The sequence below is a fragment of the Arthrobacter sp. GCM10027362 genome, from assembly GCF_042679445.1.
Lineage (GTDB): Bacteria > Actinomycetota > Actinomycetes > Actinomycetales > Micrococcaceae > Crystallibacter.
This window is the reverse complement of record NZ_JBHTML010000066.1, coordinates 1-19,643: the sequence shown is the minus strand read 5'-3', so window position 1 is coordinate 19,643 and position 19,643 is coordinate 1. Positions and strand designations below refer to the sequence as shown.

Sequence of the window (19,643 nt, the reverse complement as noted above, 5' to 3'; positions counted from 1 at the left end):
AACTGCAGGCCGGTGCCGGCGGCAGCTAGGCGCCGGGAGCGGCCCGGGCGCCCCGGGGCTGGGGTCCGGAGTCCGGGCGGCCCGGTGCGCCGGCAGGGACGGGCCCGGTCCTAGTCTCCGGCAGTGTGCGGGGCCTCGGCCCGGCGGGCCACGGACCGGGCCAGGCCGGCGACCCCGGCGATGGTCGCGATCAGCATGGCCGCATAGAATCCGGCGACGCCCCAGGGAGATCCCCCGGTGGCGGTCAGGATCGACTGGGCAATCAGCGGCGTGGCGCCGCCGATGATCGTCGCGCACAGCTGGTAGGCCAGCGAGACGCCGGAGTACCGGATGTTCGCCGGGAAGGCCGCGGCCAGGGCCGTGGCCAGCAGGGCGTAGTAGGCGGTGCCGCCGATGATATTGAAGGCCAGGCAGACGGTGATCCAGGTCGGGCTCGCGGCCCCGATGGCCATGAAGAACGGCACCACCATGACCGCGGTCAGCACCAGGCCGGCGATCATGACGCGGACCGCTCCGGCGGTCTCGGCGATCCGCGCCGCAATGGGCTGCCAGATGAACTGCAGGACCGCGGAGAAGAGCAGGATATTGAGCATCAGCTGGCGCGCGATGCCCAGTTCGGTGGTGGTCCAGGCCAGCAGGAAAGTGTTGTTGAAGTAGGCGATGGAGATGCCCATGATGGATGCGACGACGCCGAGGAACACAATGCCGGGGTAGGAGCGCAGCACGGCGAATGCCGGAACCTTGACGATCTCGTGCCTGGCTTTGGCCGCCTCGAAGACCACCGACTCCTCCACCTTCAGGCGGATCCCCAGGCCCACGATGACCAGGACGGCGGAGAGCAGGAACGGGATGCGCCAGCCCCAGGACAGGAAGGCTTCGTCGTCGAGCCGGCCGGCAATCAGGAACATGACCGTGGCCAGGATCGAGCCGGCGGGCGAGCCCTGCTGCACCCAGGCCCCGGCCATACCCTTCTTCGTTGCCCCGGCGTTTTCGGTGGCCATCAGCACCGCACCGCCCCATTCGCCGCCGACGGCGAAGCCCTGGATGGCGCGCAGCAGGATCAGCAGCACGGGTGCGGCGACGCCGATTTGTGCGTAGCCGGGGAGCAGGCCGATGAGCGTGGTGGCCGTGCCCATGAGCATCAGGGTGATGACGAGGATGTTCCTGCGGCCGATCCGGTCGCCGAAATGGCCGAAGACGACGCCGCCGACGGGCCGGGCCAGGAAGCCGACCCAGAAGGTGGCGAAGGAGGCCATCAGCGCCGCACCGGGTGCCGCGCCCGGATAGAAAATCCGGCCGAAGACCAGGGCGGCCGCGGTGCCGAAAATGTAGAAGTCGTACCATTCGATGGCCGTGCCGACGAAGGCGCCGGCGGTGGAGCGGCGCTGGCGGAGCGCCTGGGCCTGTGCCGCGGAGAGGGTGCCCACGGTCTGCCTCCTTCTGGCCCATGGACGGGCTGGAACGCGGGCCGGCCGGGCAGCACTGCCCGGAGGCCCTCTCACAGGTCCGCCGGCCTCCGCTGGTCGCGGCGCAGCGGATGGTCCGCGGGGATTTCCACCAGCACGATCCGCACGCCGTCGGGGTCCTCGATCCACATTTCCACCAGGCCCCAGGGCTCCTGCAGCGGCGGGCGGAGGATGCCGACCCCGGCTTCCTGCAGCCGGCGGTGCTCGGCCCCGACGTCCCGGACCTGGATCCACAGCTCCAGCCGGCCCGGCCCCTCGGCCTCCCGCTGCCCGGACACTTCCAGCAGGCCGTTGCCCAGGAAGAACACCAGGCCCGGGCTGCGTGGGTCGCCGAACTCCCGGTACACGGCCAGCCCAAGGACGTCCCGATAGAACGCCTGGCTCTTTACTGGTTCGGAGGGCCGCAGCAGAACACGGCTACTGAGTAATTCCATGCCCCGATCATTGCCGGGACGCCTGCGGCCGTCAAAGGCCGGGCGTCTGCCGGCAGCCGAGGAGTCCGCGTCCGGCGTGCCCGGACAAGCCGGACGCGGCCCTCCCTTTCGGCGCGGGCCGCGTCCGGACAGCCGCTTCGGCGGTTCAGCGCTTGAACAGGCCCTCGAAAACACGCTTGGGCCGCTGCATTTCCCCGTGCTTTGCGCCCAGGACGATGACGGTCCCGGCGAAGAAGGGAATGGTCCACTGGAGTACCTTGAGCTGCTTTTGCGCAGCCTTCAGTTCCTCCGGCGCCGCGGGATCGGGTTCGGTGGCGCCCGCGGCCCCCTGGTCCGCAAGCCGGTCAACCTTTTGTCCGAGGATTCCGGAGTAGAGGGTGACCAGTGCGCCCACGAGCGTGACGCCGGTCTTGATGGCCGAAAGCCGCGTCACGCCTTCCTGGCTCGCCATCCGCCCTTTGTTCTCCCACATAAGCGGAATCCCGGCCATGATGTGGGAGGCGAATGCCACTGTCTGCACGGGCGCCCACCTCTTCCAGCCCAAGCTGGACAGCCGCGTGCGCTCCGCCGGATTTTGCGCCTGGGACGCAGCGCCGTTGAGTCCGATGGCCCCCATAAGGGATCCGCCGAACCAGGCGGCTGCCGTGAGGTCGTGGACGGAACGGGCCAAAAGGTTTCCTGACATGATTCTGCTCCTGGGGTTCTTGTCAATGCTGGCCGGCCTGGGTGGTGCCGAACATCAGAGTCCGGCGGCCGATGTCGTAGAAGACTGTCTGGGCGGTTGACAGAAGGTCCCGGGGGTGCCCGCGTCATCGGCCGCGGACCCTGCTGCTGCCATCCGTGATGGGCTGTTTCGGAGTAGGTGTCATGGTGCTGCTCCATGGCATTCGGACTTGCCGGGCAAGCCTCGGGACTGGGACATGGAAAGCAGGATGGTGTCCTGCACCGCCGGTCTCGGTCTACCCGGCAGGTGTTTCCTGCGGGTGCGCATCCCCTGCAATGCTAAGCGTGCTTACCACTTTCCCCGATCATTGCCCCGGATACAAGCCCCCGCCGCGGCCGTGCCGCTTCCCGCGGGCGGTGCGGGTCCTTGGGAGTGCGGCCCCCGATACATCTTGGGGGGCTGTATCGGGGGCCGCACCTGCAGCCTCCGGGCTCGTTGGGGGGATCAGCCGGAGGCGGGAACATCCTGCCCGGACCGGTCCGCCGGGCCGTGCAGGATGGAGCCTGCACAACCAATAAAACACAGCAAGCTTACTGTCGACAAACCGCACCTTCCCCCCAGGTACCCCCGTTATCAAATCGTGACATTTGCTCCGCACGCCCCGGTGAGGGGCCCGCCACGGAACTTGCACCGCGGCGGTCACGGAATAAAATGGCACCACTTGCGTTAACTTGAGCCGAAGGCACTCAAGTCTGTAAGGAGGACCAATGCCCTTGTTCTTCGGACCCGCGGCTTCCGGCAGCGGCTCATTCGATGAATTCCTTGCCCGGTACCTGCAGGGCCAGCACGCGGCCCACGCCGGACGCCCCATCGACATCACCCGGCTGCTGAGCCGCCGCTCGCACGAGCTGCTGGCCCAGGCCGCCCGGTTCGCCGTCGACCTCGGCCACACCGAGGTGGACGCACTGCACCTGCTGCGCACCATGGTGGAGCAGGATCCGACGGCGGAGCAGCTCAGGCGCGTCGGCGCCGATCCGGCCGCCATCGCCCGGGCCGCCGAACAGCGCCTGCCCGGCAAGTCCGCCGAAAAGGTCGAGTCCGCGCCGTCGCTGACACCGTCGGCCCAGCGCGCCCTGCTCGATGCCTATCAGGTGGCCCGGGCCTTCGGCTCGACCTACATTGACCCCGAACACCTGTTCTTCGCGTTCGTGCTCAATCAGGAAGCCCCCGCCGGGCAGCTCCTCGCCGCGGCAGGGGTGACTCCGCAGTCGCTGCAGCAGGCCGGCACCGTCGAAGCCCGGCCCGCCGAAACGGCCGACGGCGCGCGGTCCGCACCCGGCACCGGAACCCCGATGCTTGACCAGTTCGGCCTCGACCTGACCGCACGGGCCCGTGAAGGCGCCCTCGATCCGGTGATCGGCCGCGCGGAGGAGATCGAGCAGACCATTGAGATCCTCGCCCGGCGCACCAAGAACAACCCGGTGCTGATCGGCGAGGCGGGTGTGGGCAAGACCGCCATCGCCGAAGGGCTCGCCCAGGCGATCGCCGCCGGCAATGTCCCGGAGCAGCTGCGCGGCAAGCGCGTGGTTGCCCTGGACCTGCCGGCCATGCTCGCCGGGACCCGCTACCGCGGCGATTTCGAGGAACGGCTGACCAAGACGATGGACGAAATCGGCGCCCACAAGGGCGGGCTCATCGTGTTCCTGGACGAACTGCACACAGTGGTCGGCGCCGGCGGCTCGGGCGAGGGCGGCATGGATGCCGGCAACATCCTCAAGCCGCGCCTGGCCCGCGGCGAACTGCACCTGGTCGGCGCCACGACGCTGAAGGAGTACCGGAAGATCGAAAAGGACCCGGCCCTGGAACGCCGGTTCCAGCCGGTCACGGTCGGCGAGCCAAGCCTCGGAGACGCCGTGCGGATCCTGGCCGGGCTGAAGGACCGCTACGAGGAGCACCACGGCGTGCGGTACACCGACGAGGCGCTGCGCGCCGCCGTCGAAATGTCCGCCCGCTACCTCACCGACCGCTTCCTGCCGGACAAGGCGATCGACCTGATCGACCAGGCCGGAGCGCGGCTGAGCCTGCAGCGCGGCCCGCGGGTGGACGTGGACGCACTGCGCGGGCAGGCCGCGGAGCTGGAGGCGGCCAAGAATGCCGCGGTCGCCGGGGAACGGTACGAGGAGGCGTCGCGGCTGCGCGACGAGATCGAGGCCCTGAACGGGCGGATTGCCGCCGCCCTGGAAGGCGGCGCGCAGGCAGCCGGGGACGCCGTCGTCGGCGAAACCGAGATCGCGCAGATCATCTCCCGGTCCACCGGCATCCCGGCGGCTCGGCTGACCGAGGGCGACCGCGAGCGCCTGGGTCGGCTCGAGGAGGAGCTGCACGCCCGGGTCATCGGCCAGGACGACGCCGTGGCCGCCATCGCCCGGTCCGTGCGGCGCAGCCGGACCGGCTTGGGCGACGAGGGCCGGCCGGTGGGCAGCTTCCTGTTCCTGGGCCCGACCGGGGTGGGCAAGACCGAGCTGGCCAAGGCCCTGGCCCAGTCGCTGTTCGGCGACGAGAACGCCATGGTCCGCTTCGACATGAGCGAGTTCGGCGAGCGGCACACGGCGTCCCGGCTGGTCGGTGCCCCGCCAGGCTACGTCGGTTACGACGAGGCCGGGCAGCTGACCGAACGCGTCCGGCGCCGCCCGTACTCGGTGGTGCTGCTGGACGAAATCGAGAAGGCGCACCCGGACGTGTTCAACCTGCTGCTGCAGGTACTTGACGACGGGCGCCTGACCGACGGGCAGGGCCGCACGGTGGACTTCCGCAACACCGTGGTGATCATGACCAGCAACCTCGGGTCCGAGTTCCTGGCCAGCAGGGGCGGGGCCCTGGGCTTCACGCCCAACGGCGGGGACGGCTTCGGCTCGGAGCAGGCGCTGCGGGACCGGGTCATGGGCCGGCTGCGCGAATCGATGCGGCCGGAGTTCCTGAACCGGATCGACGAGATCGTGCTGTTCCGCAAGCTGGACCGGGAGCAGCTGCGCGCCATCGTCCGGCTGCAGCTGGCCCGGACCGGGGCCCGGCTGCAGGCCCAGGGCATCGGGCTGGCGGTCGATGACGCGGCCGTGGACTGGATCGCCGACCGCGGCTACGAGCCCGAGTACGGCGCCCGGCCGCTGCGCCGGGTCATCCAGCGCGAGCTGGACGATCGCATCGCCGACCTGCTCGTGGCCGGCACGCTGCGGGAGGGCGGACAGGTCGCGGTCACTGCCGACGGCGGGGAGCTGGTGGTTCGGGCCGGTGCCATGCCGGCGGCCGCTTAGGGCCGGACCCGTGAATCACCGCAGCCGCAGAACGATGGCGGCGACGATGGGGTCGGACCGGTAACAGGCTGCCCGAACGCCGGTGGCGAGGCCGCGGAACTGCCTGGGCCGGCTGAAGCAGCGGGCACGTTGCCGCCTCTGCACTCCCCCGGGCCGGCCGCCGGCGCTGCCCCCGGCAGATCCGGAAGCGGCCGGGAAGGCCCAGGCCTTCCCGGCCGGCCGGCGCAGCCGTACCAGGCCGCGCCATCTGAGTGCCGGTGTCGTGCCTCCGTGCAATGGTGTGGAACCGCCAGGCGGGCCTTTCTGTGTAATGCCTTCGAAGGCAATCCCGCCGCTGCTGAGATCACGGGGCGTATCATCGACTCACCGACCGAGATAGCGGGGAACTGGAATGGATGAATATCAGGCATCTCTTGTCATCCGGGCGGGGGCGCAGATCCTGCTGGACGCATCGCGGGATCCCCGGGCCGACCAGGGATACCACCAGGTCAGATCCAACATTTCGGAGGCCCTGAATCTCATCGCGGATGCATTGCGCAATTTTGAAGCCGGGACCGGGATTCCTGGACATTCCGCCGAGTGGGCGGCGGACCTGAACCGCGTCGCCGACGACCTCGTGGCATAGCCCTTTGATCCGCGGCCGCGCACGCCCGGGAACGCGGGACAGGCACCGGCATGCTTGCAGCGGTGTGGGAGAATGGCTCATGAGCATCTGCACGGGGCACGCCGCCTAGGGGGCCTTGGGCCGGCCGTCACGCAGCCGGATTCCACACGGCGGCCGGTATCGGCCGCTGCCGCCGCATCGCCGGGCGGCTTTCTCCTGAAGCATCCACCCATCCGAGGCCCATCCGGTCCAAACCACCTGCCCGCCAGCAACCCGCTGCAACGCAGTATCCACCGTGGACCAGGTCCGGTCCGGAGAAGAGAATCCCATGTTGCCAGACCAAGAAAACCCTGTCGTCGATCTGGACCAAGCCGAATCCTGGGACCTGCTGGCCGGATCCGAGCTGGGCCGGCTGGCCGTCAGCGTGGGGGACCAGCCCGAAATCTTCCCCATCAATTACCTCGCCCATGACGGCGTCGTTCTTTTCTGCACGGCCCAGGGCAGCAAACTCGTGAACCTGACGATCAACCGCCGGGTCGCCATGGAAATCGACGGCTGTACCGAGGAGTACGCATGGAGCGTCGTCGTCCACGGCACTGCCAGGACACTCCAGACGGGAATCGAAATCGAGGCGGCCGCTCAGCTTCCGCTGCACTCGTGGATTCCGACGGTCAAATACATCTTCGTGGAAATCACCCCGCAGGCGATCACCGGACGCCGGTTCGCCCTTGGACCTGCCCCTGAGCGCTGGTAACGCGTCAAACCCGGGATCGGAAGTCCGCCTCTTTCACCGGCGGTGCCCCGGCCTTACAGTTTCGGCCTCTCCGACTCGACGAAGTCAGCGAGGTCCTTGGGCAGACGAAGACCGGCGGTCCCGCCTTCCCGGCCGGGCCGGCCGATGCCGATGACGGCCCCGCCCGCCTCGGCGATTTCACGCCACATTTCGGCACCGACAGCGCCGTACGGGTCGGCCTTCAGCTTCTCCTTGGTGGGCATGGAGAGCCTGGACCACCAGAAAGCCGGAGTGATCACCTCCGAGCTCCAGCCCCCGGCCGCGGAGTAGCGGGCAATCTCCGTGCCCGCACCACCGCCGTGCGACCTGTCATAAACAACGGCCTCGGCCTGGCCTGGCTGCGCCGCCATGCGTTCGGCCTGTTCCAAGGCCTCGGCCAGCGATTCGCTGAATTGTGTCTGGCGCCCCTCGGCTTCGGGATCGCCGGCGCCTGCTGTTCCCGTGAGTTTGACGTCGTAGCCCATGCCACCAGCATGCCACTACCAAGCCGGCTTTGCTTGTGCCGCGTCAGCTGGCCGCTTCGTGCGGATAGCCGACCTGGCACCACGGCCCGCAGGGATTGCTGGCCGGTTGCGTGCTGAGCGTGCCGCAGGTTCCGGCCAGATACGGCCTGCCGTCCCGGGTCCGGCCCAGAATGACGCCGCCGCCCAGGGCCGTGTTCTCCCCCGGATCCAGCCTTCTCAGCTGCGGCCAGAGCATGGCTTCGGTCGCGGAGAGGAACAGCATGACGGCCCTCCTAACACCGGGTTGGTCAATTATGACCCTTCCCCCCGGTGTTGCAAGGCCTCAGGCTTGGTCGCCGGCGTTTTCGGCGTCCTCGGCGGGCTGCGGGGTGACCAGCAGGGCGGTGCCTTCGAAGGCAGCCAGCTGGATATAGAAGCTGTGCAGATCATCGACGGTCCCCACCGTTTCGCCGCTGAACGCGTCCGTCACCTCCGCCCCGTATTCCAGCTGCTCGGACCGGACGGTGCCGGCAATGTCCTGGCCGGAAAAGTTCAGCACGGTGACTTCGAGGCCGCCGGAGTCAAGCCGGTGCACCATGACCAGCATGCCCCGCTGGGAGACGTCGGGGACGTCGATCAGCTTGCCTTTGGCAATGCCGTGCTCCTCGCGGATGGCCAGGATCCGTGCCAGCTGCCGGGCAAAGGAGGACTCGTCCTCCAGCTGTTCGGGCAGGGTCCCGTACAGGCTCACCGCCTTGGGCATGCCCGAGGTGGAGGCCTGGGCGGACGGGTTGAAGCCCATCAGGTCGTGCGCACCGCGGTTGATCCACCGGGTGTCCCCGCGCGCCATCAGCCGGGCGACCTGCGCCCTGTCCAGGGTCAGCATGCCGCACAGGTCCCAGCCGGAGAGGGCAAAGACTCCCGGCTGCAAAGCGTTGTACATGGCCAGCAGCAGGTGCACCCGGCGGATGTCCGCCACCTGCTCCTCGGTGATCGAGCCGAGGTCCGTGATGCCCAGCACCGCCGTGATCACGCTCGCCGTGGTGCAGGCAATTCCGTTGGTGGTGAAGACCAGGTTGTACGGGCCGGACTCTCCGGTCAGCCCGTCCCGCAGGGTCTGCTGGACGGTCTGCGCCAGCTCCGCCCCGGTCAGCGCCCCGCCGTCGAGTTCGTAGACATCGTCCTTGTGCTTGGTGACGAAGTGCACCAGTTCGTAGGTCAGCTCGTCGTGGTTCTGCAGCGCGTGCACCAGGGACGCCTGGTCGACGCCGATCTGCATGGCCTCGCGCAGGGTCAGGCGGAGGAATTCGGTATCGGCCGTCACCAGGGCATGGTGGTAGGCGGGCCGGGTCACGAAATCGTAGGACAGGTCGGGCCCCCTCACCGAGGTGGCCTTGATGTCGTCCATGCTCAGGTTCAGTTCCTGGAAGGTAAAGCCTCCGACCTTGCGCACCATGCTGCCGATGATCTGGTTGGCGGCCTCGGAGAGCGGATGTCCTTCGGACCAGCCGGGCCGTTCCTCGGCGCTCTTCTCTACGCCCAGGAAGCCGTTGGCGTCGAGCCGGAGCGCGCCGGTGCCCAGGTCGACCAGGGAGTGCAGGGCGTCGCCCATGACCAGCCGCATGCCGGAAAAGGTGGGATCCAGCCAGTTGATCGAGGGCTGCCCGGCCTTGAAATAGTGCAGGTACACCCACCGGTGGAGCTTGCCCGTGGTGTCAAGGACCGGCGGCGTCGCGCTCCAGTTCGTTTCCTTGACGCCGGGCTCGTAGAAGATGACCCGCTGCAGCTCGCCGATGATGTACCCGGCCTCCTGCAGGGCCTTCTCGGTGGCCACATCGATGTTGACCGAGTCCTCGCCGTCGGGAACGTCCGGGAGCAGGTGCCAGTCCGACTCCGGGATGTCGATCATGTGGTAGATGCCCGGGTAGTCCCGGAAATTCATCTCGGCGAGCCGGAAGTCGGCGCCCTTGCCGGTGTGGCCGGGCACAATGTCGTCCACGATGGTGCCGCCGTGGTCGGTGGCCACCTGGCACATCTCCCGGAACTCTTCCTCGGTGCCGAACAGCGGGTCGATCGCCATGCTGATGCGGTCGAAGTGCCCGTCGATGCTCGGGGTGTGTTCCCAGCCGGTCAGGCCGCCGGCCAGCTTCACCGGCCCGATGTGGATGGCCTTGATGCCGATCTGCTGGAAGGCCTTCCACAAGTCGGCGTCCCCCAGCGCGGCGAGGAAGGACTGGCCGGGCCTGGTGATCAGGGACAGCGGGTAGGCGGTGAACCACACCGACGCCCGCTCCACCGCCGCCCTGGGATTCGGGTACGCAAACGGGTTCTGCCACATGCTCGCCTGCCCGGACAGCTGGCGGGCGATGACCTTCGCGTCCCCGAGCATCGACTGGTTCCGCAGCCACTCCACGTAGACGCTGTTGCGGGCATCGGGCTCGAACGGCGGCCGGCCGGGAGGGAAATGCCGCCGCCGGGCCTTCGGGCGCAGGGCGCGGGGACGGGCCGGATAGAACTGTTCGTCGAAGGTGATCTCCGGAACCTGCGCCTCCAGGGTTTCCTCCTGCGCGGCATCGTCGACGTCGAAGTCCTGGCGGTCTTCGACGGCGTGATCTTCCGAAGGAACCATATCGACCATGGGGGTATCTCCTTGACCATTTGTTGCTGGCGGCTGCCGTTACCGGCTTTTCCAACCGTTACGGCTTCTTCCAACACTGCCATGCTGCCGGGTACGGCGGCTAGTGAGGTACCGGCAACGGCCCCTCACCGGCCCGCATGGCCGGCCCCGTTCCCCTCCCCCGGGGTTGGGAGGAGAATACCGCCCATGGAACCTACCGACATCACGGCGCGGAACGGCGGCCTGCGGGCGCAGCTGGCCGCCGGCGTCGAGCGCTGGCACGATGCGGTCCTGGCGCTCGCCCGCGGCATCCACGCCCACCCGGAACTCTCCTTCGCGGAGGAACGCTCGGCCGAGGCCATCGCGGCGCTGCTGGAAGAAGCCGGCTTCGCCGTCGAACGCGGCGCCGGCGGGCTGCCGACGGCCTTCACCGCCACGTACGGCAGCGGCGAACTGACGGTCGGCCTGTGCGCCGAGTACGACGCACTGCCGCGGATCGGCCACGCCTGCGGGCACAACCTGATTGCCGGCGCGTCCGTGGCCGCGGCCCTGGCGCTCGCCCCGCATGCGGACGAACTCGGGATCACGCTCAGGGTCATCGGCACCCCCGCGGAGGAGCACGGCGGGGGCAAGGCGCTGCTGCTGCAGGCCGGCGAGTTCGACGGCGTCGGGCTGGCCATGATGGTCCATCCGGTCCAGGAGGGGGCCAGCTACAACCCGGCCGGCACCTCGGCCCAGGCCGTGGGCCGCTACCGCGCCGTCTTCACCGGCAAGGCCGCGCACGCGGCGGCCGCCCCGCACCAGGGCATCAACGCCGCCGACGCCGCGACCCTGAGCCAGGTGGCCGTCGGCCTGCTCCGCCAGCAGATCCCGGGCGACCACCGGGTCGCCTCCTACGTGGCCGAGGGCGGCCACGCCACCAACATCATTCCGGACCGCGCCGTCGTCGAGTTCGAGTGCCGGGCGTTCACGCTGCCCGAATACGAGGCGCTGCTGGACCGGGTGCGCAGGTGCTTCGAGGGCGCGGCGCTGGCCACCGGGACCATGCTGCTGATCGAGCCGACCGAACCGGTCTACGAGCCGCTGCTGCAGGACGTGGACCTCTCCGCGCACTGGACCGCCGCGATGGAGGAGTTCGGCAGGGATGTCACCCCGGGCCCCGGGCTCACCGGCGGCTCCACGGACATGGGCAACGTCTCCCGGGTCATCCCGAGCCTGCACCCCTGGCTGCCGATCCCCGGGGCGGACGCGCCGATCCACTCGCTGGGCTTCGCGGCGCTGGCCGACACCCCGGCGGCCTACGAGGTGATGTTCGAGGCCGCCGTCGCGCTGGCCTGGACCGCGGCCGCCGCGGCCGCGGACCCGCAGCAGCGGGCACGGTTCATCCGGTCCGCCTACTGATCCTGGGCCTGCTCGTCCCGCTCCAGAAGGTCCGCCCGCTGCGGATGGCAAGGCGGCCATCGGCGCGGCCTTCTCGCCGGACCGCGAGCCTGCCTTCGCCACCATGATCGTCGAGTTCGGCCTCGGGTTTTGGGGGTAGGCCCGGCACCGGCACGGCCGGCAGGGCGCTGTATCCGCGAAGATCTGGACCGGGAAGGCACCATGTGCTGGACTAATGCCCAGCGTGGGCCGGCCGGATCATGCCCGCGCTGTCCATTAACCGCAATGCGCCGGTTCTCGGGCCGGCAACCGGGAAGGAAGGCCCCATGGCCACGCACAAGATCGGTTACTTCGTCGGCAGCCTCGCCAGCGGCTCCATCAACCGCACCCTGTCCACGGCGCTGATCAAACTCGCCCCCGACACCCTGGAATTCGCCGAGATCCCGATCCGGGACCTGCCGCTGTACAGCCAGGACTACGACGCCGACTACCCGCCGGCGGGCCGGGCCCTGAAGGAGGCCATCGAGGCCTCCGACGGGATCCTGTTCATCTCCCCGGAGTACAACCGCTCCATCCCCGGGGCGCTGAAGAACGCCATCGACTGGGGCTCCCGGCCCTGGGGCACCAACTCCTTCGCCCGCAAGCCCACCGGCATCATCGGCGCCTCCCCCGGCAACATCGGCACCGCCGTGATGCAGTCCTCCATGCGCAGCGTGCTGAGCTTCCTCGACGCCCCGCAACTGAACTCCCCGGAGGCCTACATCAAGTTCGACCCGCAGGTCTTCGGCAACGACGGCGAGGTCAGGGACGAGTCCACCGAAAAGTTCCTGCGCCACTACATGGAGGAGTACGCCGCGTTCGTCCAGCGCGTCCTGGACGCCAACGCGGCCGGGCACATCGGCGACCAGGACGCCGGCTCCAGGAAGTAACCCGGGACCGCCGGGCCCGCCGGTACGACGTCCGGGCGCGGCGCAGGTGGGCGGTCAGGACCGCGGCGCCTGCGGCAGGCCGTGGTGCAGGGCGGGCAGGGCGGTCCCGGTGACCGCCTGCAGCGCGGTGACGGTGGCAAAGCCCGCCGCCAGCAGTGCCGCATCGCTGTCCGGGTCCGGCTCCTCCGCGGTGTCTGCGATGGAGAGGCGCACATGCTGCTGCCCGCGTTCGGCCAGGGTGGTCTGGACGATGCCGAACCTGGCCAGCGTGGCCGGCCGGTATTCGGGCACGGCCGGGCCGCCGGAGTTCGGCACGTTCAGGTTCAGCACGGTGCCGGGTTCCTGCTCCATGAGGAACGGAATCAGCCCGGTGGCCAGCCGGGCACCGAGATCCCAGTGGAAATGGGCCGGATCCAGGCCGGTATCCAGGGACACGGCCATGCCGCGGCCGCCGTTCACCCCGGCGGTCAGGGCCGCCCCCACCGTGCCCGAGTGCAGGATGGCCCGCCCGACGTTGGCTCCGCGGTTAATGCCGGACAGCACGACGTCGGGCGGATCGCCGAAGGCACCGTGGGCGGCAATCATCGCGATGAAGCCCGGCGCACCGTGCACGGCATAGGCCGCCACGCCGTCCAGGCCCTCCAGCTCGCGCCGCTCGATGCTGATGCGGCCTTCCTTTTCGACGGCGGTGATCGACGCGCTGCTGCCGCTGGCCTCGGTGACGGGGGCGGCCACGGTGACCTTGAGGCCTGCCGCCACGGCCCCGGCCGCCAAGGTATGCAGGCCCGGGGAGGCAATGCCGTCGTCGTTGGTGATCAGGACTGCTTTCGGCTGGTTCATTGTTCGCGTATCTTCCGTGCCAGTTCGTCCGGGGTTGCCTGCTGCGCCTGCGTGCCCTCTTCGGCCCCCTCGAACGGAACAACCTTCACCAGGTCCGTGAGCCGGCGGATGGTGGCCGCCACCCCGGTGCCCAGGCCGTGGCGGGTCACATTCTGGGCACCGGCGGCAGTGCCCAGCACCACCGCGTCGTGCAGGCTGCCGCCGTCGGCCAGTACCGCCGCCATGCCGGCGGTGAGCGAATCGCCCGCCCCGCGGGTATCCACGCTCTGCAGCTGCGGCATCTGGATTTCGCTGACCTCGCCCTCATCCAGCAGCAGGGAAGGCTTGTGGGCACGGGTGACAATCACCGAGTCCGCGCCCTCCTCGGCCAGCCTGCGCATGGCACGGACCAGCTCGTGCGGGTCCGTACCGGCGGCGCGGCCGCTGTCCACGAGCTCGTAGTCGGCGATCTTGACCACGGACAGTCCTCCGGCCAACGCCGAGGCCAGCCGCTCCCCGGCCAGGTCGGTGATCACCCGGCACCCGGCCGTGCCCAGGTCCGCCGCCAGCCGGCGATACACGTCCGCCGGCACGGCGTCCTCGCGGACGGCTCCGCTGAGGATCACCGTTCCGGCCTCCATCCCCGCCTGGAGGGTCAGCCCGTAGAGTTCGTCCAGCTCGTGGCGCGAGAGCCGGTCCCCCGGCGCCTCGGCCACGACGCGGCGTTCACCGCCGCGCCGGTCGTGGATGTACGCGCCGCTTTTGCCCTGCCCCTCCACCGGCAGCACCCGCACCCCCTCGTCGGAGACCAGGTGGCGCACCACGTCTCCGATTTCCCCGGAGAACACCGCGCACATGGTCACGGACGCGCCAAGCGCCGTGAGCATGCGGGCCTGCCACACTCCCTGGCCCCCGGCATGCACATGGATGTCCGCGGCCCCTTCGAGATCCTCCACCGTCACGGTCAGGACCGGGGAAGGAGCGAAAATCACTACGGCGCCCACGAACGGTGCACCTCCACCGGATCCGCGGTGATCAGTTCAGGGTTCTCGGCCATGGCCGTCTCCTTCCCTCGTGCGGCTGCGTTCCCGCGTACCGTGCGATGCCTCAATCGCAGGCCGTCAGGTGGATCGATGCGGACGCCCTCACGGCATGCGGTCTGATCGATCTTAGGCATTGGACGTGTGGTTCTGTCTACGATCCCCCGGCCGGGGAAGGCACACAACCGAAAGACCTTGCCGACACCAGCAGAAAGTTGACAATTCAACAAAATCCTGCCATGATTACATGCATAAGCATCTAATCCGGGCCGTTCCGGCCCCGCCGCAAGGAGACCCCCATGAGCATTGAACTCACCCCCGGCACCTGGACCCTGGACCCGGCCCACACCGAGGTCGGCTTCACCGTCCGCCACGCCGGCATCAGCAAGGTCCGCGGCCAGTTCACCGAGGCCGACGCCACCCTGGTAGTGGGCGGGACCCTGGCGGCCTCCTCCGTGCAGGCCACCGTCAAGACCGCCTCCTTCGACTCCAAGGACGACAACCGCGACGCCCACGTCAAGGGCGCCGAGTTCTTCGACGTCGAGCAGTACCCGGCCATGACCTTCACCGCGACCGGCGCCGAGGGCAGCCCGGAGCGGTTCAAGCTCACCGGGGACCTCACCATCAAGGACACCACCCTGCCGGTGACCTTCGACGTCGAGTTCGGCGGCATGGCCGTGGACCCCTTCGGCGCCACCCGCGCCGGGTTCTCCGCCACCGCGCAGATCTCCCGCAAGGCCTTCGGCATCACCTGGAACGCGGCGCTGGAGGCCGGCGGCGTGCTGGTCGGCGACAAGGTCACCATCAACGTCGACGCCGCCTTCGTCCTGCCCGCGGCCTGATTGATATGTCCCGGCCTGATCCTGGAGCAGGTAAGGCACCGTCCCGGACGGGGCTTGCCGGGCCGGCGCCTTACGACCCTCTGGGGGGAGGGTTGGCGGCCGCCGGTCCGGTGGCCGCCACTGTGACCGGAGCCTACGCCGGCCGGCTTGTAAAAACCTGATCGGCCGGCCCGGCGGTTCCTCCCCGAGACCTTGCCGGCAAACAGCGCCTGCTGCTTCCCCTGCGGCGAGCCGGATCCGCCCTGGCGGGCGCACCCGCCGGGTGCCCATCGAAGACGCAGTGCCACGGGCCTGCCGCCGGCGTTGTCCCCGCTTGTGGCCGCCGAACCCATGCGGCCCGCCTCCGGGTCCCGGAAGGCGCGGGGCGACGCGGACCGGCTCGGGCGGCTGCGAGGTGCGGGAGCAAAGCCGTCATCGTGTATATCTATTCGTAAGCATGCTGCATTATGTGGGAAACGTCAGGAGGAGGCACTCCTTCCCGAACAAGGAAAAGGGACAGCGGTGGGAGAGAGCTTTTCGGGACAGACCTTGCCCGCGCTCGTCGGGGGCCGCTACCGGCTCCAGGAACTGATCGGCCGCGGCGGCTCCGCGGCCGTCTACAAGGGGCAGGATGAAGTGCTGGGCCGGGACGTCGCCGTCAAAATCTTCCGTTCGGAAATCACCGACGCCGACGAGGTGCGGCGGCAGCAGGCCGAAATCGAGCTGCTGGCCGCCTTCAACCACCCCGGCCTGGTCACTCTCTACGACGCGGGGACGGAGAATTCTCCTTTGGGCGAACCCCGCGCCTACGCGGTAATGGAACTTGCCGGCGGTTCCGACCTGGGCCGCCGGCTGCGCCTGGGACCGCTCCCGTCCGCGGACGTAGCCCGGATCGGATCACAACTGGCCACGGCCCTTGAGTATGTCCACCTTCGCGGGGTGATCCACCGCGATATCAAACCCGCGAACATCGTGCTCTCGGTCAACGCGGACAGCGGTGAACCCAGGGCCAAGCTCATGGACTTCGGCATCGCCCGGGTCATCGAAGGAACCCGGCTCACTGCCACGGGCCAGACCGTCGGAACCGCGAACTACCTCAGCCCCGAGCAGGCCAAAGGCGAGGCACTGGGAACGCCCAGCGATATCTATTCGCTCGGCCTGGTCCTGCTGGAGTGCCTCACCGGGCGTGTCGAGTTCCCCGGCAGCCCGGTGGAGTCAGCCGTGGCCCGGCTGCAACGGCCCCCGCGGGTCCCGCCGGAACTGGGCCCGCGGTGGATGAAACTGCTCCGGGCGATGACCGCCATGGATCCGGCGCTCCGGCCCGGTGCCGGCGAGGCGGCGGCTGCCCTGGCCGGCCTCGTTGGCACGGGCCGGACGGCGGTTCCGTCCAGGACAGACACCGCGGCCCTGTCCGTCCAACCGCCCGTCCGCCCGAACCTTCTCCGCAGGCATGCCGCCTGGCTGCTCCCGGCGCTCGTGCTGCTCGCCGTCGCGGCGGTGCTTATTCCCGCACTCATGTCGCAGACCGGGCAGGGAGGGCATCCCATGCCGCAACCATCCCCGGAACTCACCGGAGGCCTGGAGGATCACATGCGCGAGCTCGAACGGAGCCTCATCCCGTGAAAACGCCCAGCCGCTGGCACCGTACCACCGCCGGAATGGCCGTCCTCGTGCTCAGCACCGGTACGGCGTGTGCAGGACCGCAGCCTGAGCTGACGGACGCCGCCGCCGAAAGGATGCAGTCCCGCGCCGCCGCCGTCCGCACGGCCGCTGCCGGCGGAGAGTACGAGGATGCGCTCACGGCCCTGGACGGACTCACCGGGGAACTCACCCGCGCCGCCGGGCAGGGGCAGGTCTCCTTCCCGCGCTACCAAAGCATCCAAGCCGCTGTGACTCAGTTGCGCCTGGACCTTAATGCGCGGCTGAAGCATGCGCGGCCCAAGGCCGCCTCACCAACACCGGCAGCGCCTTCTGCCAGTCCAGGGCCGCCTGCCCCAAGCGGGCCGGATGCCCCCGCCGTTCCTTCCCCGCTGCCTGCGACCGCTGAACCCCTACCCCAGCCGGCTGCGCCGGAACGCAGCAAGGAAAATCGCGGCAAAGGCGGGAGCGGAAACGGGAAAGCCGGGCAATCAAACGGCAAAGAGGGCAAAGGCCAGTCGAAAAACAAATAGGGACAGGCCCTCTCCGGCGCACCATGCGGCGGGGCGCACCCGCACCGCCAGTTCCGGTCCCCTCACCTGGCGGCCAACCGGCCGTCGGAGCGTCTTATCGCCGGGCCGCCCGGGCGAAGCCGGCCTTTTTATGAACCGCTAGCCCTGGCGCTTGGCATAGTCGGCGTATCCCTGCCAGTCAATGATCACGCATTGCTCGTCGCCGACCACCCAGGCGTCGTGGCCGGGCGGGACGGACATATAGTCCCCGGCGACGAACTCGTTCTCCTCGCCGTCGTCCATGACGACCTTGAGCCGTCCGGACAGGACATAGCCGGCGTGCGCGGCCTGGCAGCTGTCCGTTCCGGCAATCGGCTTGACGTGCTTGGACCACTGCCAGCCGGGTTCGAAAACGGCCCTGCCGACGCCACCGGCCTCGACGTTGACCAGGTCGAGCCGGCCCTTTCCGTCCTCAAAGGGCCGGGTTTCTTCGGGTTCGTTCAGACTCTTGCGGACCATGCCTGCCATCGGGATCTCCTTTGAACCGCGTCACGGTAGGTCCCAGTATGGAAGCAGAGCGCGGGCCGGTCAACGATTCCCCTCCTGCCCCGCCCGGACCCGGGCAGGGACTTCGGTCAGAGGATCCGGATCGGCTGCCGTCCCTAGCCGCGGGTGAAGGTGCCCAGCCCGGTCTGGTCGTAGTAGTCGAGCCGGACGCCGGACGCCCGGCCGCCGTTGCCGACTTCGAAGATGGCCCCGGCCAGGCCGTTGGCATTCTCGCCGATGGTCTCGAAGCTGAAGGTGTCGCCGTCGAAATGCGTCAGGCCGAACGTCGTGGGTTTGTCCTCCGGGCCCAGCCTCATGGCCAGCGCCCCGTTGTCCTCGGCGACGGCAAGCGGGCCGTAATAGGGGTTGGCGTACCCGCCCGTGTAAGCGCTGTTCGCCCGCGCCGGCCTGGGATGGGCCGGACGCTTCGAATAGTCGACCTCCGGCTTGTCCGCCTCGTCCATCTGCCGGAACACCTCGGCGGTGAACGCCAGCCAGTCCACCGTCGGGGTCCCGTGCTGGGCGGTATCGAAGAACTCCGCGCCGATGGCCTCGGGAATGCCCTGCGGCCGCCCGTTGGTCAGGACCACAATGCCCAGCTGCTCGCCCGGCAGCAGCAGCACCGAGGTCGCGGCGCCGAGGTTGAAGGCACCGGAGTGTCCGAGCTGGAGCCGGGCCTGGTCGTCGTAGGACACGTTCCAGCCCAGGCCGTAGAAGCGGGCCCGGGCCAGCGGGGTGGCCGGCGGTCCCATGATCATCTGCGGCGCGTGGGTGGCCAGCAGGGCGTCCTCGTCGATGACCTGCCGGCCCTCGTAGCGGCCGTTGCCCAGCTGCAGCCGGATCCACCGGGCCAGGTCGCGCACCGAGGAGCTGGCCCCGCCGGCGGGTGCTTCCGCATCGGCGTCGCGGACGTATTTGGCCTCCCACTTCCTATTTCCCACCGGCACATGGATCAGCGCCTTGTTTACGGCCTTCTCGTAGTCCGCGTGGCGGTAGGTCGAGGCCTCCATGCCGAGGGGTTTGAACAGGATCTCCTCGGCCAGGTCCTCCCACGGCACCCCCATTGCGTCGGCGGCCGCCTGCCCGCCCTCGGTGTAGCCGAAGTTGCTGTAGTTGTAACTGGACCGGAACGGATCCAGCGGCTGCCGGTCGAGGTGGGCGAGGATGTAGGAGCGGTCGAAGCCGAGGTCCTCCAGCAGGTCCCCGGCCCCGGTGTGCAGCCCGCTGCGGTGCGACATCAGATCCTCGAACGTGGCATGGCGGGTCACGTACGGATCCTTGAGCGCGAACTTCGGATTGTGGCGGATCACCGGGTCCGCCCAGGCGGCCTTCTTCCGGCCCACCACCCCGGCCACCACGGTGGAGGCCAGGGGTTTGGACACGGACGCGAGCTGGAACACCGTGTCGGCGTCGACCGTCTCCGGCCGGCCGGCCTTGCGCACCCCGAAGCCCCGGGAGTACAGGACCCGGTCCCGGTAGACCACGGCCACGGCAATCCCGGGCACCCCCGTGGTTTCCATGGCGTGGTTGACCGACCCGTCGAGCCCGGCCAGGGCGACGTCGACCTTCCGCCGGTCCAGCAGCGGCGGGACGTGCGGCGGCGGCGCCGGCAGCAGCGACGCCGCC

At 69.4% G+C, this 19,643-nt stretch carries 18 protein-coding genes; 8 read left to right on the top strand and 10 right to left on the bottom strand.

Annotation, left to right across the window (positions count from 1 at the left end; genetic code table 11):
* Positions 1 to 110: 110 nt before the first annotated feature.
* The 3 genes from ACFQ36_RS11430 to ACFQ36_RS11420 form a co-directional block, all read right to left on the bottom strand.
* On the bottom strand, positions 111 to 1,427 hold the full coding sequence (locus ACFQ36_RS11430) for an MFS transporter (protein WP_377013697.1): 1,317 nt from the start codon (positions 1,425 to 1,427) through the stop codon (positions 111 to 113).
* Between the two features lie 71 nt (positions 1,428 to 1,498).
* Positions 1,499 to 1,900 (bottom strand): VOC family protein, encoded by a 402-nt coding sequence (locus ACFQ36_RS11425; protein WP_377013695.1) that lies wholly within the window; start codon positions 1,898 to 1,900, stop codon positions 1,499 to 1,501.
* Positions 1,901 to 2,045: 145 nt separating this feature from the next.
* Complete coding sequence (locus ACFQ36_RS11420) at positions 2,046 to 2,585, bottom strand: hypothetical protein (protein ID WP_377013693.1); 540 nt, start codon at positions 2,583 to 2,585, stop codon at positions 2,046 to 2,048.
* 746 nt (positions 2,586 to 3,331) lie between these two features.
* On the opposite strand from ACFQ36_RS11420, the gene ACFQ36_RS11415 reads away from it, so the two are divergent.
* The 3 genes from ACFQ36_RS11415 (at position 3,332) to ACFQ36_RS11405 (ending at position 7,233) form a co-directional block, all read left to right on the top strand.
* A complete protein-coding gene (locus ACFQ36_RS11415; RefSeq protein WP_377013691.1) occupies positions 3,332 to 5,875 on the top strand; it encodes an ATP-dependent Clp protease ATP-binding subunit in 2,544 nt (847 codons plus the stop codon).
* A gap of 391 nt (positions 5,876 to 6,266) precedes the next feature.
* Positions 6,267 to 6,500, top strand: a complete 234-nt coding sequence (locus ACFQ36_RS11410; protein WP_377013689.1) for a hypothetical protein — start codon at positions 6,267 to 6,269, stop codon at positions 6,498 to 6,500.
* 307 nt (positions 6,501 to 6,807) lie between these two features.
* Complete coding sequence (locus ACFQ36_RS11405; protein ID WP_377013687.1) at positions 6,808 to 7,233, top strand: pyridoxamine 5'-phosphate oxidase family protein; 426 nt, start codon at positions 6,808 to 6,810, stop codon at positions 7,231 to 7,233.
* 53 nt (positions 7,234 to 7,286) lie between these two features.
* Here ACFQ36_RS11405 and ACFQ36_RS11400 read toward each other — a convergent pair whose 3' ends face one another.
* The 3 genes from ACFQ36_RS11400 to treS are packed head-to-tail and all read right to left on the bottom strand — an operon-like array spanning position 7,287 to position 10,353.
* Positions 7,287 to 7,736, bottom strand: a complete 450-nt coding sequence (locus ACFQ36_RS11400; protein WP_377013685.1) for a hypothetical protein — start codon at positions 7,734 to 7,736, stop codon at positions 7,287 to 7,289.
* 43 nt (positions 7,737 to 7,779) lie between these two features.
* Positions 7,780 to 7,998 carry a hypothetical protein gene (locus ACFQ36_RS11395; RefSeq protein WP_377013683.1) on the bottom strand — a complete coding sequence of 73 codons (219 nt, stop codon included), beginning with the start codon at positions 7,996 to 7,998 and terminating at the stop codon, positions 7,780 to 7,782.
* 60 nt (positions 7,999 to 8,058) lie between these two features.
* On the bottom strand, positions 8,059 to 10,353 hold the full coding sequence (treS, locus tag ACFQ36_RS11390; protein ID WP_377013681.1) for a maltose alpha-D-glucosyltransferase: 2,295 nt from the start codon (positions 10,351 to 10,353) through the stop codon (positions 8,059 to 8,061).
* Between the two features lie 186 nt (positions 10,354 to 10,539).
* On the opposite strand from treS, the gene ACFQ36_RS11385 reads away from it, so the two are divergent.
* Positions 10,540 to 11,733: a M20 family metallopeptidase gene (locus ACFQ36_RS11385; protein WP_377013679.1), complete on the top strand. Its 1,194-nt coding sequence runs from the start codon at positions 10,540 to 10,542 to the stop codon at positions 11,731 to 11,733.
* A 305-nt stretch (positions 11,734 to 12,038) separates the two neighbouring features.
* Positions 12,039 to 12,641, top strand: coding sequence for an NADPH-dependent FMN reductase (locus tag ACFQ36_RS11380; protein ID WP_377013677.1), 603 nt, complete (start codon positions 12,039 to 12,041; stop codon positions 12,639 to 12,641).
* A 54-nt stretch (positions 12,642 to 12,695) separates the two neighbouring features.
* On the opposite strand, the gene surE is transcribed toward ACFQ36_RS11380, so the two are convergent.
* Both surE and ACFQ36_RS11370 read right to left on the bottom strand, forming a co-directional pair.
* A complete protein-coding gene (gene surE, locus ACFQ36_RS11375) occupies positions 12,696 to 13,481 on the bottom strand; it encodes a 5'/3'-nucleotidase SurE (protein ID WP_377013675.1) in 786 nt (261 codons plus the stop codon).
* Positions 13,478 to 14,464, bottom strand: coding sequence for a 1-phosphofructokinase family hexose kinase (locus tag ACFQ36_RS11370; RefSeq protein WP_377013673.1), 987 nt, complete (start codon positions 14,462 to 14,464; stop codon positions 13,478 to 13,480). Before ACFQ36_RS11370 ends, surE begins: the two co-directional genes overlap by 4 nt.
* Before the next feature lie 335 nt (positions 14,465 to 14,799).
* On the opposite strand from ACFQ36_RS11370, the gene ACFQ36_RS11365 reads away from it, so the two are divergent.
* The 3 genes from ACFQ36_RS11365 to ACFQ36_RS11355 all read left to right on the top strand — a co-directional run bounded on the left by ACFQ36_RS11365 (position 14,800) and on the right by ACFQ36_RS11355 (position 17,492).
* Positions 14,800 to 15,342: a YceI family protein gene (locus tag ACFQ36_RS11365; RefSeq protein ID WP_377013671.1), complete on the top strand. Its 543-nt coding sequence runs from the start codon at positions 14,800 to 14,802 to the stop codon at positions 15,340 to 15,342.
* Positions 15,343 to 15,843: 501 nt separating this feature from the next.
* On the top strand, positions 15,844 to 16,944 hold the full coding sequence (locus ACFQ36_RS11360) for a serine/threonine-protein kinase (protein ID WP_377013669.1): 1,101 nt from the start codon (positions 15,844 to 15,846) through the stop codon (positions 16,942 to 16,944).
* A complete protein-coding gene (locus tag ACFQ36_RS11355; protein ID WP_377013667.1) occupies positions 16,941 to 17,492 on the top strand; it encodes a hypothetical protein in 552 nt (183 codons plus the stop codon). The genes ACFQ36_RS11360 and ACFQ36_RS11355 overlap by 4 nt, the downstream gene beginning before the upstream one ends.
* A gap of 138 nt (positions 17,493 to 17,630) precedes the next feature.
* Here ACFQ36_RS11355 and ACFQ36_RS11350 read toward each other — a convergent pair whose 3' ends face one another.
* Positions 17,631 to 17,999, bottom strand: coding sequence for a cupin domain-containing protein (locus tag ACFQ36_RS11350; RefSeq protein WP_377013665.1), 369 nt, complete (start codon positions 17,997 to 17,999; stop codon positions 17,631 to 17,633).
* A gap of 134 nt (positions 18,000 to 18,133) precedes the next feature.
* Positions 18,134 to 19,643, bottom strand: a 1,510-nt coding sequence (locus ACFQ36_RS11345) for a serine hydrolase (RefSeq protein WP_377013663.1), incomplete at its 5' end; no start/stop codon positions are given.